Annotated in this window: 17 protein-coding genes; 4 read left to right on the top strand and 13 right to left on the bottom strand. The window is 39.3% G+C overall.

All coding sequences use genetic code 11. The features are described 5' to 3' along the window. Window positions 1-79 precede the first annotated feature (79 nt). The 4 genes from ACEYW6_RS14065 to ACEYW6_RS14050 all read left to right on the top strand — a co-directional run bounded on the left by ACEYW6_RS14065 (window position 80) and on the right by ACEYW6_RS14050 (window position 4,322). On the top strand, window positions 80-1,036 hold the full coding sequence (locus tag ACEYW6_RS14065; RefSeq protein ID WP_412980169.1) for a Sll0314/Alr1548 family TPR repeat-containing protein: 957 nt from the start codon (window positions 80-82) through the stop codon (window positions 1,034-1,036). Between the two features lie 81 nt (window positions 1,037-1,117). Then, entirely contained in the window at window positions 1,118-1,570 is a 453-nt protein-coding gene (locus tag ACEYW6_RS14060; RefSeq protein WP_412980168.1) for a DUF3531 family protein, read from the top strand. Window positions 1,571-1,578: 8 nt separating this feature from the next. After that, window positions 1,579-2,010: an NUDIX hydrolase gene (locus tag ACEYW6_RS14055; protein WP_190897351.1), complete on the top strand. Its 432-nt coding sequence runs from the start codon at window positions 1,579-1,581 to the stop codon at window positions 2,008-2,010. A gap of 668 nt (window positions 2,011-2,678) precedes the next feature. Beyond that, on the top strand, window positions 2,679-4,322 hold the full coding sequence (locus ACEYW6_RS14050; RefSeq protein WP_412980167.1) for a hypothetical protein: 1,644 nt from the start codon (window positions 2,679-2,681) through the stop codon (window positions 4,320-4,322). Between the two features lie 124 nt (window positions 4,323-4,446). Here ACEYW6_RS14050 and ACEYW6_RS14045 read toward each other — a convergent pair whose 3' ends face one another. The 13 genes from ACEYW6_RS14045 to ACEYW6_RS13985 all read right to left on the bottom strand — a co-directional run bounded on the left by ACEYW6_RS14045 (window position 4,447) and on the right by ACEYW6_RS13985 (window position 16,293). Beyond that, window positions 4,447-4,986, bottom strand: a complete 540-nt coding sequence (locus tag ACEYW6_RS14045) for a WcaF family extracellular polysaccharide biosynthesis acetyltransferase (protein WP_412980166.1) — start codon at window positions 4,984-4,986, stop codon at window positions 4,447-4,449. Between the two features lies 1 nt (window position 4,987). Continuing rightward, window positions 4,988-5,578 carry a YdcF family protein gene (locus tag ACEYW6_RS14040; RefSeq protein ID WP_190897357.1) on the bottom strand — a complete coding sequence of 197 codons (591 nt, stop codon included), beginning with the start codon at window positions 5,576-5,578 and terminating at the stop codon, window positions 4,988-4,990. Next, window positions 5,575-6,366: a glycosyltransferase family 2 protein gene (locus tag ACEYW6_RS14035; RefSeq protein ID WP_412980165.1), complete on the bottom strand. Its 792-nt coding sequence runs from the start codon at window positions 6,364-6,366 to the stop codon at window positions 5,575-5,577. The genes ACEYW6_RS14040 and ACEYW6_RS14035 overlap by 4 nt, the downstream gene beginning before the upstream one ends. Window positions 6,367-6,385: 19 nt before the next feature. Beyond that, complete coding sequence (locus ACEYW6_RS14030) at window positions 6,386-7,033, bottom strand: class I SAM-dependent methyltransferase (protein WP_412980164.1); 648 nt, start codon at window positions 7,031-7,033, stop codon at window positions 6,386-6,388. A gap of 78 nt (window positions 7,034-7,111) precedes the next feature. Continuing rightward, entirely contained in the window at window positions 7,112-8,296 is a 1,185-nt protein-coding gene (locus ACEYW6_RS14025) for a glycosyltransferase (RefSeq protein WP_412980163.1), read from the bottom strand. Between the two features lie 78 nt (window positions 8,297-8,374). Continuing rightward, window positions 8,375-9,697, bottom strand: coding sequence for an O-antigen ligase family protein (locus ACEYW6_RS14020; protein WP_412980162.1), 1,323 nt, complete (start codon window positions 9,695-9,697; stop codon window positions 8,375-8,377). A gap of 10 nt (window positions 9,698-9,707) precedes the next feature. Further along, window positions 9,708-10,823 carry a glycosyltransferase family 4 protein gene (locus tag ACEYW6_RS14015; RefSeq protein ID WP_412980161.1) on the bottom strand — a complete coding sequence of 372 codons (1,116 nt, stop codon included), beginning with the start codon at window positions 10,821-10,823 and terminating at the stop codon, window positions 9,708-9,710. A gap of 2 nt (window positions 10,824-10,825) precedes the next feature. Then, window positions 10,826-11,491 (bottom strand): class I SAM-dependent methyltransferase, encoded by a 666-nt coding sequence (locus tag ACEYW6_RS14010; RefSeq protein WP_412980160.1) that lies wholly within the window; start codon window positions 11,489-11,491, stop codon window positions 10,826-10,828. Beyond that, window positions 11,491-12,618 carry a glycosyltransferase family 4 protein gene (locus tag ACEYW6_RS14005; protein WP_412980159.1) on the bottom strand — a complete coding sequence of 376 codons (1,128 nt, stop codon included), beginning with the start codon at window positions 12,616-12,618 and terminating at the stop codon, window positions 11,491-11,493. The genes ACEYW6_RS14010 and ACEYW6_RS14005 overlap by 1 nt, the downstream gene beginning before the upstream one ends. A 24-nt stretch (window positions 12,619-12,642) precedes the next feature. Further along, on the bottom strand, window positions 12,643-13,611 hold the full coding sequence (locus ACEYW6_RS14000) for a glycosyltransferase (protein ID WP_412980158.1): 969 nt from the start codon (window positions 13,609-13,611) through the stop codon (window positions 12,643-12,645). 34 nt (window positions 13,612-13,645) lie between these two features. Further along, window positions 13,646-14,620: a hypothetical protein gene (locus ACEYW6_RS13995; protein ID WP_412980157.1), complete on the bottom strand. Its 975-nt coding sequence runs from the start codon at window positions 14,618-14,620 to the stop codon at window positions 13,646-13,648. Window positions 14,621-14,662: 42 nt separating this feature from the next. Next, window positions 14,663-15,391 carry an FkbM family methyltransferase gene (locus ACEYW6_RS13990; protein WP_412980156.1) on the bottom strand — a complete coding sequence of 243 codons (729 nt, stop codon included), beginning with the start codon at window positions 15,389-15,391 and terminating at the stop codon, window positions 14,663-14,665. A gap of 44 nt (window positions 15,392-15,435) precedes the next feature. After that, a complete protein-coding gene (locus ACEYW6_RS13985) occupies window positions 15,436-16,293 on the bottom strand; it encodes a glycosyltransferase family 2 protein (RefSeq protein WP_412980155.1) in 858 nt (285 codons plus the stop codon). Window positions 16,294-16,301 lie beyond the last annotated feature (8 nt).

Raw genomic sequence — 16,301 nt, 5'->3', positions numbered from 1 at the left:
GGCAAGTTAAAATTAACCATTTTTTGCATTCTAAGTAACACATACAACTATTTCAACCGCAATTATTCTGAGGGTTAAAATGACTAAAAGGTTTTCTTTGCCTAGACTATTAGTGTATGCGAGACTCACTACCCTTGCTCAGACTGCTTTTGCCGCTGCGTTCGCCTTTGGCGTTGCCCCTTGGGCAATCGCACTTAATCTGTGGGTAAGTCCCTCCCTGGCTGGCGATCCATTTCGCAATAGCGAACCTCATCAAATTGGCGACCAAACAGAAGCAGCTTTCAAAGCGATTTTCCAACAGGGCAACTATCCAGCAGCAAAGCGTTATCTTGAACAAGCAGTATCCAAGGAGCCAAATGAACCTCTAGCTTATGCCATGAAGGCATCTTTAGCATACGGAAATCAAGATTGGGCTAAACTAAGTACTTACAGTCAGAAAACTCTAGAAACCGGACAAAAACTGATTTCTAGTGATCCATTGCGTGGTAATTTATATACTGCTGTTGGTCATTTTTTAGAGGGAGCAGTAGTTCTCACCCGTGAAGGAACGGTCAACGGTGTGCCGCAAGCCTTTAGTCGGTTGCGGCAAGTTTATGAATATTTGGACAAAGCCGAAGCAATTTCTGCCAACGATCCAGAACTGAATTTAATTAAGGGTTATATGGATTTACTGTTGGCGGTTAATTTGCCTTTTGCTAGCCCAGATCAGGCAATTGGACGGTTAGAACAAAATGCTTCTCCTCAGTATTTAGTGGATCGGGGTATTGCTCTTGCTTACCGGGATTTAAAACGTTACCCACAGGCACTAGAGTATGTCAACCGGGCGATCAAAACCACATCCGATAATCCAGAAATTTATTATCTCAAAGCCCAAATCCTGAAAGAACTGGGGCAAAAAGAAAAAAGCCAGCAGATGCTCAAGGAAGCGATCGCTAATTTTGACAAAGCATTGACTAAAAAATCCCAACTTCCAGGTGATTTAGTCAAACAAATTGAGCGTGAACGCAGCAGTGCTGCTAGCCTAAATAATCCTTAGCTCCCATTCCCTATTCTCCATTCCCCACTCCCTACTTTGATATGCTTATTTGCAGAAGAGTAATTGAGATATGAGACCAACATGGAGATTCAGTTCCGCGAAATTAATCCTTTTGATGTGTGGATTTGGCTGAAATTCAGCACAAATCCTTCTGCGCGTGAAAAGCAGTATGTAGAAGAAGTTTTCAATTCCTGGTTTTATCTGGGTAAATTGGGTGCATTTAATGCAGAAAATCTCCAGGTGCAGGACACTGGACTTGATATCAGCTACATGAATTATGATGAGCAAGGGTATGACAAAAGCTTGCTAGCACTGATGCACAACATCGGTGAGTTTGAATATGAGGGTCAGTGGGGGCGTTGTTGGTTTGACTTAGGAACCAGTGATGCGATCGCTCTGGATATTTTAATCAACGCCCTCAGCCAGCTAAGTCAGGAATATGTCACCATCGAAGAATTGTACATTGGTGGCGAAAATCCAGATTGGCCTATTGAGGATAGTGAAAGTCGTCCTCAGTCTATTTACGATAATTAGTTACAAAAATGAATAAAGCAGGCGAAATTCGAGTAATAGCCTTGGGGCTAATTCGGGATGGCGAACGCATATTTCTTTCTGAAGGCTACGATCCTGTAAAACAAGAAAGATTTTATCGTGCTTTGGGCGGTGGTGTTGAATTTGGCGAAACCAGCCGCAACGCTTTACAACGGGAGTTTCAAGAGGAAATTCAGGCAGACTTAACGAATATTAATTATCTAGGTTGTATAGAGAACCTGTTTACATTTAATGGTAGGCAAGGTCATGAAATCATTCAGCTTTATCAATGTGACTTTGCTGATTCAAAATTTTATCAACTGGAAAGTTTGGTTTTTTCAGAATCACAAAATCATAAACATAGAGCGTTATGGATAGATATCTCTCATTTGAAATCTGGTGAATTCAAATTAGTACCTGAAGTATTTTTTGAATATTTATAAATCATCTGAAAATTTAAATATAGCGATTCTCGTTTGCATAAAGTGCATTTTTTAACCTCACCCCTAACCCCTCTCCTTGCTAAGGCTACAGTGTACACACAAGTCTAGGTAAACTTCTAGAGGAAGGGGTTTGAGGGGGTAAACGAGAGTGGACAATCCAATCAGAATTCACGCTCACCTACATTGGCCGCCGTGACCAAGGTCCGCAAGACTAACCCCAAGGTATCAACGGTGATAAATCGCTTGCAGTAACTCTGATACTGACTTGTCACTCCAAACAAGCTTTTGCGTCATGTGTCATATTTTATGACATTGGTGTACCACGACGCTCACCTTATATTTCTCTGCTACCCCTGATTATTGAGCCGATACTGAGATTATATAAATCGAATCAGGCAATATACTGTGTAACTTTTGCAACTTATACTGCCGTGTATCCCTTCGCTAACAGCCAGATTATTTTGAAGCGTCTATGCATGCAGCTTAAATACCGATTAGCTGATCTCTATCTTTACATAATTGGGATAATTTTAAATTTTCAAATAAAACGCTCTAAGGTAGTCAGAGAGTAGTTTTGAACTTTTCGGAGATGTTTAGTAAGAGAAATTACCCTTGACTGATCAAGGAACAAAACAGATTATTACTACTGTAAGGTGTGAGGATACTTAATGAAAAAACTTCATCTACGCTCAATGCGCTCGACTATTTCTTCGGCGCTTAGCTTTGCCATGACTCTCGGTATGGTTGTTAGTACGCCACTACATGCTCAAACCATCACTTCACAATCGACTCCACTAGATCATCTTAAAGCTGCACCTCGACCGGTATTTAAAAAAGGCAATACTTTATTACCTTTGGGTCAAGCGCATTGTGGACTATCGAAAGAAACTTATATTGAATTAGCTAACTATTGGGGGTATGGACTACCAATAGAGAGGGCCGATTTGGCGCAACATGCCCAAGCTAATCCTGGTCGCTACCAACCTGTAGTCATGGTAGGAGAAGTTTATAAATTTTTTGATAACTACGATGGGCGTCACCCCAATCTGCCCAAACTACCTGCGAACACGTGGTTGCGTGACAACAGTGGAAAGATTATTCTCAAAGGTGGCCAACCAATAGTAAGTCCAGCTGCACCAAATGAGGCATTTCAAATCATCGGCGACTACTACGGAAGATCAATAGGTCAATTAGAGAGAACTGCTGGTCAGTCTATCAAGCTGATAATGAACCAAGGTGAGTCTGGGCTTTGGATTCCTGGTGACAACGATCCCGCACAGTTGTTCGGACAAGATCCTCAAGTAAAAGCTGACTTTAATAATTCTGGTTTGAATAACTGGTTCGCCTACATATCTCGCAACAAAGCACGACAGGAAGGAGTACTCAAAGAGAAGTTGTTTAGTAACTTGCAGTCTCGACCAACCTACTCATGGTATCAGGAACAATACGGTACTGAGCGTGGTCGCTGGGCTGGATGGGCATGGTATATGTTCAATTACGAACATTTTCTAGACTCTTCTCGCAAGCCAATAGTATCTGATTATACAGCACCAGAGATGTATTACAACTTTCATAACTCTGGCTGGACTGGTATAGAGTACAATAGCGCCGTGCCGTGGGATGCATTGACACAAGCATTGAATAATATTTCTGGGGCAATCAGTCTCGGACAGAAGTTAACATATCCTTGGGTAAATATGGGTTGGGAAGGTTACGCAGGTCAACCAATCTCTAGTCCAGATACCTTTATGGGTATGATGAAGACTTACTACACCGCAGGAGCTATCGGGTCTGTGGGCGGGTATTTCGTATGCAGCGGACCAATATGGGAAGCACTCAACTACAACAAGCCGATTGGTGCGACAACTCCCACACTGATTCGGCAATTAACAATCCAAGGTCATGCCCATGCGTTGTTCTCACATTTGGAAGAGTACTTGCGTAAGGGCGACCTTTTGCCAGGACCAAAACTGCATCCTTATCAAAGTTACACTAAGGTATTGCCAGCAATGGAGTTTACTGCCGAAGGTCAGACACAGCAATTACAAGGTAGATGGGGACCTGTGACCGTACCCACTGCTCGTGTGTTGGCACGCAAAATTAGCGGCGAAGACCGTTGGCTAGTTACTGCTTGGGCAAATGTGGGTAATGACCGCGACGTGAGGGTGAAAATTGATAACAAACTGGGAACTCTGACTTTACGCGCTAGAAAGGCAGGGTCTGTCTATGTTGTCAAACTTGTAAATGGTCTGGTTCAACAGACTCTGATAGATTCTGATGGTATGAACCCGACTAAGAACTTGTCTCCTTAATATCAAAATGGGGAGTAGGGAGATCAGGGGTACAGGGGAAGTTGCAGTAAGTCTTTCCCCCTGCCTCTTCTTATGCCCAATGCAGTGCGGCAGGATATCAATCCATAACACTCTCTATCTCTACTCATAATTTCCGTTGCTTTATGGCTTGAGCTGGATTACCCACATAAATTGTCATTGGCTCTAAAGAACTACTAGCTACTCCCCCTAAGGTAAGCACTGCTCCTCGACCAACAGTAACTCCTGGGCCAATTACTGCCTTGGCTGCAATCCAACTACTCTCTTGAATATAAATAGGTGCGGTAATCAGTTGAAATTCAGCATGGCTCCAATCATGATTACCAGTACAGAGATAAACGCCTTGAGATAGACATACATGACTTTCAATCGTGACTAGAGCCAAGTTATCAATCCAAGCATCTTCTCCAATCCATACATAATCGCCAACTATCAATCGCCAAGGGAATTTGATGCGAACTCCTGGCTTGATACGGACACCTTGACCAATTTTTGCTCCAAAAGTACGAAGTAGCAAAACTTTTAAGCCTGACATGGGAAGCAAGCGACTTTGTACTAACGATGAACCTAAAAAGTACCACAGAAGTTGCTTCCAGTAAGGTGCGCCAGGAATATAATTACTGACTGTGTAAGAATCTAGACGCATACTAAAGTAAATCAATAGCAGACTGAAGACTGGTTCCTGTACGACCTGTGACAATCCAAAGTAGGGAGCGCCCTAGATCGCGAATAATAGGAGAAATAGTTTCTTTTTTTGATTGATCTGGAGCTGATGGTACGGAAATTGGTGTAAAGGCGATACCTCTGCTACCAAGAATCATGATGGCGATCGCCTTGGCTCTGGGCATGTGAAAATCTGAGGTAATCAAATAAATATGTTGTATACGTTTATGCTCAAACTCAGGGACAATTGTAGTAAAGTTTGTCACGGTATCAACAGCACGATAATCTAAGTGAAGACGACTGTCTGAGATGCCAGCAGCTTCAAAAATCGGTCGCGCTATTTCAGGGGGAGTGCCAGAAGAAACCCAAACTTCCAAAGAGGGATACCAACGAGCAATTTCGGCAGCAACTTGTTCGCGATCTATCCAAGCACCAAGAGTGAGGATAGCTTGGGGTTGGGGTGCTTGGTAATAAGCTATAGTCAAACGCACAGGAATTATCAGCAGTAATGAGAGGAAAAAACTTGCTAAAGCTAAAATCAAATATTTTTTCCGTAGCCAATGAAACCTTCTCATGATGCTTTTTCTTTGAATTCCTCGGCTTCAATTAAACGAATTGCCAGAAGAATTTCCGCTAATACACGTTCTAATGCATAGTACCAACCGTGCCAGCCATCAAGAATCCCGCCTTTGAAAATTAGGCAGTAGAAAAGGATAATCAAAGGAGCAAAAAGTTTTTGTTTGCGGATGCGATCGCCCCAACTGAGTTCCCTCGTCGGAGTATCCAATAGCTTCTTGACTTCAATCACCATGTAGCGATCCTGTGCCCATAACCAACGACTCAGAGGTTTGCGATCGTCGTGGTATATATGACTAGAGAGCATTGCAGATTTACCCTCTATCGAAACTCGATGAGCATGTCCATCATCTTTGTAAGTTGCTTTTTCTTTTCTGTAAAGTACTTTTCGGGGTGGAAGTAGAGTACCACGCAGAGGCTTGCCAAACACACAATACTTGAAGCTAACGCTGTAACTATCTACATCAGATTCTGATGCCAGTGATTTAATTTCATTAATCAAAACATCAGTTAAAACGTAATCAGCATCTAATGAAAGTACCCATTCAGATTCTATTTTTTCTAAACCATAGTTACACTGACCAGCAAATGAATCAAATTTTCTTTGAAAGACTTGTACTTGAGGATAGAAGTACAAAACATTTAAAGTTTCATCTGTACTGTAGCTGTCAATAACTACAATTTTTTTAGCCCATTTTAATGCTTGGAGTGTACGGTCAATGTTGTTTATTTCATTAAATGTGAGGATCAGAGGTGTAACATTTTCTGCTATTGATATAAAAACCATTGCAATAGGTATAATAAAGTTAATTTTTTTCTAGAGCAGCAGAACACAAAACCGATTTCCAAAAGTAAGGCACTCTTCCTGCAAATTTAAAGTTAATATCGGTAAATCCTTCTTCTTCTAATAAATTAGTTAAGGTTGCAACTGAAAAAAACTTTATATGTCCTCCATCCCAGAGTGGATTTAAGTGTTGATCCATTTTACCAAGGAGTGCCATTGCCAGATTTTTCCAATAGCCATGAAATGGAGTTGTGAGGATAATATGCCCTTGTGGCTGTAAGTATTTTTTGGCAGATCTTAGTAATTCTCTGGGATAGAATAGGTGTTCAATGACTTCCGCAGCAATAACTATATCGAACCCTTTCTCTAACTCAGCGTCAGGTAAATTGTAGATACTTGCCTCAATAAATTTGCACTCAGGAATATTCTGACGAGCAAGCATAATTCCTGATGTAGAATTTTCTACTCCTACCACATCATGTCCTGCCTGAGCAATTTGTTGACTAAATCTACCGCTACCACAGCCTAAATCTAGTACTCGCAGTTTTTGTGTGGGATTAGTTACGGTTTGAGAGATTAGCTGCAATACTGGAGTAAGTAAATATGCGTGATGATGTTCATAATCACCATCTATGTAGGCATATTCGTACCCGTTCGTAGTATGTTGCATAGTAATTTTAATCCTTGATAAAAAAGTTCAGCTTCAGAATTAATTTATCATCAAAATAAATTAACTATCAAACTATTTTTAGTGAATATTAATTGGCTGAATAATTACCTTATATATTTCTATAAGCTCTTGGGCAATATGATTCCAGCTATATTTGTCTGAAACCAATTGACGAGCGCGATCGCCCATTTTTTTTGCCTGTTGAGGATTGCTGAAATAACTTTCTAGAGCATCAGCGATCGCTGCTATATCTAAGTCTGGAACGTAACCTAGTTGGTTTTGTTTGACAACAGAAGCTAAAGCGACACCAGGAGTTACGAGAACAGGAACGCCTACAGCTAGTGATTCTACAACTGAGACAGCAAAGTTTTCTGAATAAGAAGTCAGAACAAAAAGGTCAGAACCTTGCATCAATATATCTTTGGCTTCACCTTGGACAAATCCTACAACAAGGGTGCGATCGCGCAATCCACTCGAAACCAGCAAAGATTCTATTTCAGCTTCGTAATCTGGAGTGCCGTTGCCTGCAAGTATAAAAGTAAATCGGTGGTGAGTCAGTTTGCTCAAAGCCGGAATCAGATACTCTAAACCTTTTTTATAATGCAGCCGAGATAAAAACAAAATCACAGGCTCGTCTGGGGGAATGTTAAACTTTTGCCGCAGACGCTGACGAGCATCAACAATTTTGGTTGGTAAAGATATTCCCAGAGGTAAGACAACATTAGGTTTTTGCAGTCCCAGTAAGGATACTTCTTGCTGTTCCTTCTCGGAGGTAAAGTGAATTATTTGACTGCTGTCAAGATTTGCTTGTTCTATAAGTTTTAGGTAGGTTTGCTTTTTGTGCGTACTTTGTTGTAAAGACCACTCACATAGTAAACCATGTGTAGTGACTATGTAAGGAACATTTTTCAGACGGGCGATGGCCATTGCGATCGTTGATGCATAGGAAAAAAGAGCATGGACATGTACAAGCTCATACTGAGAAATATTTTGCCAAAGCCATTGTGTCAACTCGGCACTGAACGCATATTCTCTGACTGGTTTAATATTCGGTGAAAAGCGGTGGAAAAATCTAACTGGAACATCATTATATTTAATAAGTTTGCAAAGAGGAACATCAAGTAAATTATCGCCATCATCATTAGTTGTGGCAATTTCAGTATCGACATTAGTTATTTGCAATGCCTTTACCATATCTAAAACAGCTTGACTCGTACCACCACGAACTTTTGTAATAGAAGGAGTAACGTGAAGAATTTTCATTAACAATAAATGATAGGTGAAAAATAATTATATATAAAAATTAATCCTGTTTTCCAAAGCCGAAGTTTGTATTTTCTGCTACAATAAATACTTATTCTCCATCCGATCCAAATCAAGTAAATATTTTCCCAGTGATAAATACATCAGCAGTGAAAAGACAGGAAAAGACATATTACCTAAAAGAATAGCTTCTGAAAAGCTTCCTACCAAAAGACCGGCTAAACCAGCTATCACAGTACTACTATGCAAAAAATAAGCAGGTTTTGTATTACTTAATTTATGCAGTTCAAACATCATCTTCAAACAGCCTAACCCCATCATGACTATCGGTATAAATCCGATCAATCCTGTAGTGTCTCCAGCAGCTAACCAAGAGTTTTCTCCAAAAACCAAACGTCCTCCGTACAAAGGGGAACCAAAGAATGGATTACTCATAAAGCCATTCCACATCCCACTCCAAGCTCCTTCACGTGTATTTGCACCTGAAATGAATCGATTACTTGCTGGCGTGCTTTCGGTAATGGCTTCCGGACTTATGAACCAAAAGATGACACCTAATAAGACACCAACAAATAAGCCTAAGCGTAGTAAAGATCCAGCTCTATTACGATAGAAAAATAAAATCGAACTGATTCCCATAATTGCACCAGTCCGAGAACCTGTGAGAAATAAAAAGTATGCAACAACAAGTAAAAGAGCGATCCATAAAGCTTTTATCCAGTCCCATTTTTTCCGGCTTTCAATGAGAAACATGAAGCAGGGAACGGTACCTGCTAACAGCGCAGCGGCATGTTGTGAATTACCAGTAGTTCCTAAGAATCTACCTTGTACAAATGTCATTGCAGACATATTAAATCTTCCTTGATAAGCACAGCCGATCGCAAAAATGACACCGGCCATTGCCAGTGACCAAACACCTAAGCGGAAGTTGTGTTCATCCTGCAACCACCGGGAAGGGCCTAACTTAAACATCAGCACAATTGCCCCAAATGTAATTATTGCAAGTAAGGCAAAAGCTACGTCACCATAAATTAGAACTTTAAAAAAAACTGCCACTTGAAATGCGATCAGGTAATAAACTGGCTGGGGAATAATTATCCGCCGCCATCCATTCTGTGTTTGCATTCCCAGTATGATAAGTAAAATCAAGAGAACTATTGTTACGGGGCGACCCATATCGCGTAGCTGTTGCAAGGGAAAAACTAAAGATGGTGGTTCAGTTATCCATTCATCTTGATATTTTCCTAAGGAAGTTGCATAACAGCAAAATCCGAATAATAGCCAAGCTAAACGGCGGGAACGTGTAGCTTTATCTAATATGAAAAGACCGATGACAATACCCAATATCCCATAAGGGCTAAGGATGAGGTCAAGAAGTTTGCTAATAGGATCTGAATTCATGCTTGAAAATTCATGCCAAATTTTCAGTAACCAGATTACTTGTATTTTGCTTAATTGTTTTCATCTGATGTACATTGTGTAATAATTCTTGCCAACGAGTTGCCCAAATATCGGCAGCGTAAGGAGCTGCTAATTGTTGCGATCGCTTTCCCCAAGTTGGTAAATCAGCATAGTTCTGGTGTAAAGTCAACATTGCCTTAGCTAAAGTTTTTGGCTGTTCTTTAGGTACAGTTAAACCATTATACCAAGGTCGAATTACCTCAACCGCAGAACCACAAACATCAGTACAAATAATAGGTAATCCAGCCGCAGCAGCTTCTACTAAAGCTAGCGGCCAAGGATCGAATCGACTGGGCAAAATAAAAGCTCCTGCCGATCGCCATACGGCTTGCATTTGGGATGGTTGTAAAAATCCGCGATTTTCAATTCCTGGTTTTCCCTCAATATGTGATGCCAATGCTCCTTGTCCACAACATACCAAAGTCCAAGGATTAGATACTTGAGAACGATAAATTTGGTAAGCTTCTACAAGGACATCAATTGCTTTAACTGCAACGTAGCGACCAACAAATAAAAATGAACGCGGCCATTGGGACTTAAGGCGTTGTTCGTACAATGGAGACCAAACATCATAATCAATACCATAAACTCCATGCGCTATATTTGCTGGTTCAATTCCTAAACGTGAAGCATATTGCCAACTACGCTCTCCGGCAACAACAACACTATTTATACATTGCAAGTAGGAGTGAAGAAACCAAGGAGCTAAATGTTGTTTCCACGTACCCCACCAAGGGGTATCCATAGTCATAACTAAGGCTGTTTTACCTAATTCGGAAGCAAATGCCAACTTACGATAAGGTTTATGTAACCAACCGCAAAGAACAATTACATCTGGAGATTCTGCCAGCACTAAACGTTTGATGAAATTTGCATCTTGTCTTTCTTTGATATCCAAAAGTCGGCAAGAAATACCCTGCATCAATTCATCGGCAAATGCTGTTTCAGTACGAGCTTGAAAGGCAATGACAAATACATCAATTTCTGCTATTTGATGTAAAGTTCGCCAGCAGGCTGCCATATAACCAGAGATATCAGACCAGCAAAAAACAACCTTAAGACCCATATTTATTTACTACATTGAATGCCAAGTTCATTTTCCCAGCGTTGTGGATCTTCTACCTCAGAAAATACTGAAATACCAGAATCTCCTAAGTAAGCTCGACGTATTTCTTTAAACCCTACATTTTCGAGTTCAATTGATAGTGATTTATAATCCCACATCCATAAATGTTGAGTGCCACTCAACCATTCTTTCAGGAAGGCAATCAAGTCGTGTTGACGATTTTCTTTGCCTAACCAAGTGACGCGCATAAATTCTAATGCCGCATCAGCAGATGTTGAATTAACATACTGTCGAGCCATAAATTCGAGATCGGGTAAAACAAAACGAAATATCCCGCCTGGTTTCAAATATTGATAACAGTTTTGTAGAGATAAACGTAGTTCGTTCAACGTCAGATGTTCAAAGATGTGTGAACAATACAAATAATCAACACTTGCTTCTGGTATGGGTAAACCTTTGACAATATCCCCGTACTTGACATTTTGTGGGTATCTACCAAACGGGCCAGAGGGTATTAAGTTACCGATCATTGGTAATTTTTGTAAGCGCAGTGCCGGACTAGAATCAAAATTGATCCATTGGCTAGGAGCGCATAGACCACAACCAAATTGGACAGATTGTGGTTTTGTGATTAAGGGGGTGCTGTTTTTTTGGCCGATCGCTAACATTATGCAAACTCTTTAAATGCAGTTATCAATCTATTTACACAACGTGACCAAGTATATTGCGCTGCGTGTTTATGTCCTCGCTGAATGTATTCTTGGCGAAGAGACGAATTATTATTAATATTTAGCAAAATATCTACAATTTCATCTGTTGCCTCTGGGTTAACTATAATACCAGCATCTCCAACCACTTCTGGAAGCGAAGCTAGATTTGCAACAATGGCTGGAACACCAGCCGCCATCGCCTCAAGAGCAGGTATACCGAATCCTTCGTATGGAGATAGGAAAAGTAGAGATGATGCTCCACGTAGGAGGTGAGGCAAATCTCCATCTGGAACCATACCCAACAAAGTCACGTTGGAATATGCCTGAACCACATCGGCATATTCTGGTTCCGAATCTCCAGCAAATACAATATTTAAGTCGCTTTTGCGCCTTTGGAGTGATTCTGCAACTGCCAAAACATATTTAGCTCCTTTTTTCTGACGTAAACCACCGATTACGAGGACGTAAGGTTTTTTGACGGGGATCTCTGATTCTTTTGGGTTGACGGAGGCAACATCAAAGAAGGATTGCTCAACACCATTTCCAACCACTATAATTTTCTGCGGATTAGCACCTAATAGTTCTACCATCCGCTGTTTAGAAAATTCTGATACAGTAAACACTAGCCGACATTCCGACAAAGCCCGACGCAGCCAGCGTTCCCACTTGTAACGAAACCATCGATGTTGCCAAGTACCAGACCAGGGTAAATTTGGTTCTAATGCTTGGATATCATGAATAGTAACCGCGATCGGACATTTTGATACTGGAATATAAGTTTGCATTGGAGCATAAAGCCAGTCTGTTTTATCAGAAATGTAGCGATCCATACGAGGAAAACCAAAAAGTTTCCAGGTGCGCTCCGTTGAATTTTCTGGTGAAGGAAAGGTAAAAAAAGGAAGGTCTCGCAAAGGGCTACGTGGGTCAAGTTTCCTATCAGTATTTAGCCATTGCTGTGAAAAAAATAACTCTAGATCTATCTCCTCTTGGACTGCAAGACCTAATAACATTTGGTTAATATGACGACCGATTCCCGTACAAGGAAGGTAGGTGCTTATAGGATGAATATAGGAAGTAATTTGCATTTAATTCAGCTTAATTAAAAATAATTACATTGTTTTGGCGAACAATCGATCTAAGGTTCCCTGCAATCCTCCTACACCTACCATACATGTATATAAATTCTGCAAATATGCTGATTTATTTTTGCTATTTTGAGTTAATAACGTTGCTAATCCATATCTGAAAGCCAGATATGAAAATCCTAGTAAAGATTTTAAGAAAATAAATATAGTTAGTTTATCTTGGAGATAAATTCTAGAATTTCCAAATCCTAAACCTGCTATTTTAAAAAAGTTAGAGCTTAATTTGTTAGGAGATACCCAATGGTGAACTAAGGCTTTGGGAACATAAATAGCTTTAAAATCAGCCTTTTTAGCTCGATAGAGATATTCGACTTCATCTCCCCGGTTGATTTTATTATTTTTATTTTGGATACCTGTATGCATTAATCCAAGTTGTTCGTATACATGGCGTCGAAACGCTAAATTTGCCGCAATTGGGCCTGGTAGATCGACTTGTATAACCTGACTACCTAAGTCATAAGCAGAAAGTAGTATTTCTAATTGATGATTTAACCATTTTGGTGGTTTTACTGCTTCCCACCAAAGCAAGATTCGACCACCAACGATATCTACAGAAAAGTTTTCAAAAGCCTCTACTAATCCTACCAGCCATCCTTTATCAAACTGCACATCATCATCTACTATGGCTAAAATCTCACCTTGAGATTCTTGGAGACAGCGATTCCTAGCAATATTAGCTCCAGGTTGAATTTCATCAAAAAACTTTAAGGTGTAAGGAAATGTTTTTTGATACTCAATCAATAAATTTAGAGTATTATCTGTACATGCATTAGCTGTAACAATAACTTCTAAATTTAGATTGGCAGGCATCTCAACTTGAGCAAGACTGTCTAAAGTTTTTTTCAATAACCAATCTCGATTATGAGTAGGAATAAGAACTGAAACTGATTGGATTTTGTTGTTTTGTATTGAGGTTGGCTCTGAAACTAACATATATTTAATTCCTGAAGATTAATTTTATAAAATTTTAAAATTTATAGTTTTTCCGCAATTGATGATATAAAGTATTAACTAAATAATTACTGCGTAAAAAATCAAATGGTAGTCTCCAAAAAAAGTCTAGAATAGTAGTTATATAAAGTGTGAGATACTTTGGAAGAGATTGTTTTGCTAACAAGTATTTATAAAATAAATCTCTGTGAGGCATGAGAGAGTTCATTTTATATCCTGCCCAATGCAAAAGAATAATTTGCTTATTATGATCTACACGACCAAAGTTCCATAAAAAGTATTTCCCATTAGCTTGGTAAATTTTACCTAGCTGAGGAGCCCAACCATTTTGACAGATTCCGCCAAATACTTCCGCAAAGTGACCATAACGCACAGGCTTCATGTCACAGCAGTAGTTGATAAAGACTTGATCTGTATTGCGGGGGTTGAGTTGATCTCTGATTTTCATTGCCCTGTGGGCTAGTTCTTCAAACTCCTCTATTGAAAACAATCCCTTACGAGAAGCCCAGCGACCAGAGTTGAAGCCACGTCCTAGATTTTGCTTTAACAGTTCTTGACGAAATTCTCCTCGTTCGTAAACTTCGTCAATAGCACAGTCGTAATGCAGAAAATCAAATCCAAGGGTTTTTGTTGCTTCAATGAAGGGTTGAAGATTGGCTAACACCAGTTGTCGAGCATCTAAGTACATGAAATAGTCTAGAGGTCCCCAAAAGGATGCATAGCGTCTGAACCAGTAGCAACCAGTAGGGGTGTAACCAAGCTCAAATGCTTGACCAATGGACTCTAGGCGAGAAAAACAGGGGTCTGTGTATACTTCAAACTTGTAGGTATCACTCAATTTTAAAATGCGATCGCACTGTTCGTTAAATGGAATGAGGATTAATCGTAAATCTCGGTTAAACTTTCTGAAGCTGTTGAGAAAAGCGATCGTCCAGTCATAAACAACATCATTCGCAGAAAAATAAACTCCAATGGCTGAACTATATGCCATATTTTTCTAACTTAACCTCCAGGAAACTAATTGATTTTGAAGTTAAATCATACTTAAATTGCCATTGGCATACAAAACATTACAATACCATATAGATGGTTTGCTACCTGCGGTATGACAGATATCATAGAAGCCAACTGCTTTATATCCATGCTCGTAAAGATATTCGTTTAACTCACAGAAATAGGTGTGTGTTTTTTCAGTTGGATCGAAAGTTGCTTCTGATAAAATAAAATCGATTCTATTTTCTAAGAGCATAGATTTAGCACCTTTGAGGACTTCTAAATCATATCCTTCCGTGTCTGTTTTTAATAAATTAATCCGCTTTATCCCTTTGATATCACATATATTATCAATAGTCTCTACCATCACTTCTTGAGTTTTTTTAGACTGTACTTGTAATGCCGAGCTATGAACTGTATTCAACATAGAATTTACTAAAGATTCTTCACTTAATTCTATTGTAATTTGACTTGATTTCGAGCCAAAAGCAAATTTATTCAAAGTGACATTTGGTAATCCCGAACAGTTTTCTTTTAATTTTTTAAATGTTGATTCAATAGGTTCAAAAGCTTCTACACGAGCATTAGGAAAATATTGCTTAATTTCTATTACTGTCTGACCAATATTTGCACCGACATCAAAAATTATTTCTATAGGTGTTTCTCTAGACCAAAATATTAAATCGTGCATCAAGTGAAAGCCACGTTGTTTACGTCGATCAAGTATATTAAAAGCAAGATTTTTAATTAAATTACGAAATAATAACATATACTATAACTCTCCAAATATTTAATCGATAAAATTCAAAAAAATTAACCTGTTTGACGATATTTTCTCAGAGCCAAAACCCATTTTTTTGGTAAAAGATCGCGTATTTTAACCATGTTCTTCCAAAGGAAAAAACCATAATATTCCTTTAAGAAATATCTATGTCTTTTCAAAGGGCTAGCAATGCGTTTACTGATACGCCATCGTTCTCTAGTGTAAGTGAGAAGATTTCTGCTACCAGCATCAGAAGCATTAAATTTTGAAATTAATATCGGAATTTCTTTGAATTTATAGCCATCTGCATACAGTCGAACAAGAAAGTCATGATCTGCACACCAAACAAATGATCTATCGAATAAGTATTGTACTTGTAGTTTTCTTTTTACAAAAATACTTTGGTGACAAGTCGGAATTTCACGCCATAGATCTAAAATATGACGAGGCTTATTCTGAAAAACACGTGTTTGATATCGATCAACTAAAATAGATTCAAATCCTCCATACACAACATCTTCTGAACCATTAAGATGTTCTGCAACCAGAGCCAAGGTATCGTCTGCAAAGAATTTATCACCAGAATTCATAAAAATTATCCAATCTCCGGTAGCGATCAGAGATCCTTTGTTCATAGCATCATATATGCCACCATCTTTTTCGCTAACCCAGTAGGATATTATCTCATTGTTTTGGCGCAGAAATTCTACCGTACCATCCTGAGAACCACCATCAATGACGATATACTCCACGTTTTCATAAGTCTGAGAGATAACATTTGAAAATGTTTCACTTAAATCTTGAAGCCGATTATATGTAACTGTAATCACAGAAATACTTGGCAAGCTTTTGTCCCAAGTTTCCTGTTTTTTGAACGTTCTTATGCTACCGGATTTTTTGCTTGTCATTGGTCATA

The sequence above is a fragment of the Nostoc sp. UIC 10607 genome, assembly GCF_047228265.1.
In the GTDB taxonomy this organism is placed as follows: domain Bacteria; phylum Cyanobacteriota; class Cyanobacteriia; order Cyanobacteriales; family Nostocaceae; genus Nostoc; species Nostoc foliaceum_A.
Note: the sequence above shows the minus strand (reverse complement) of the source record. Positions and strands in the feature narration are given on the sequence as shown.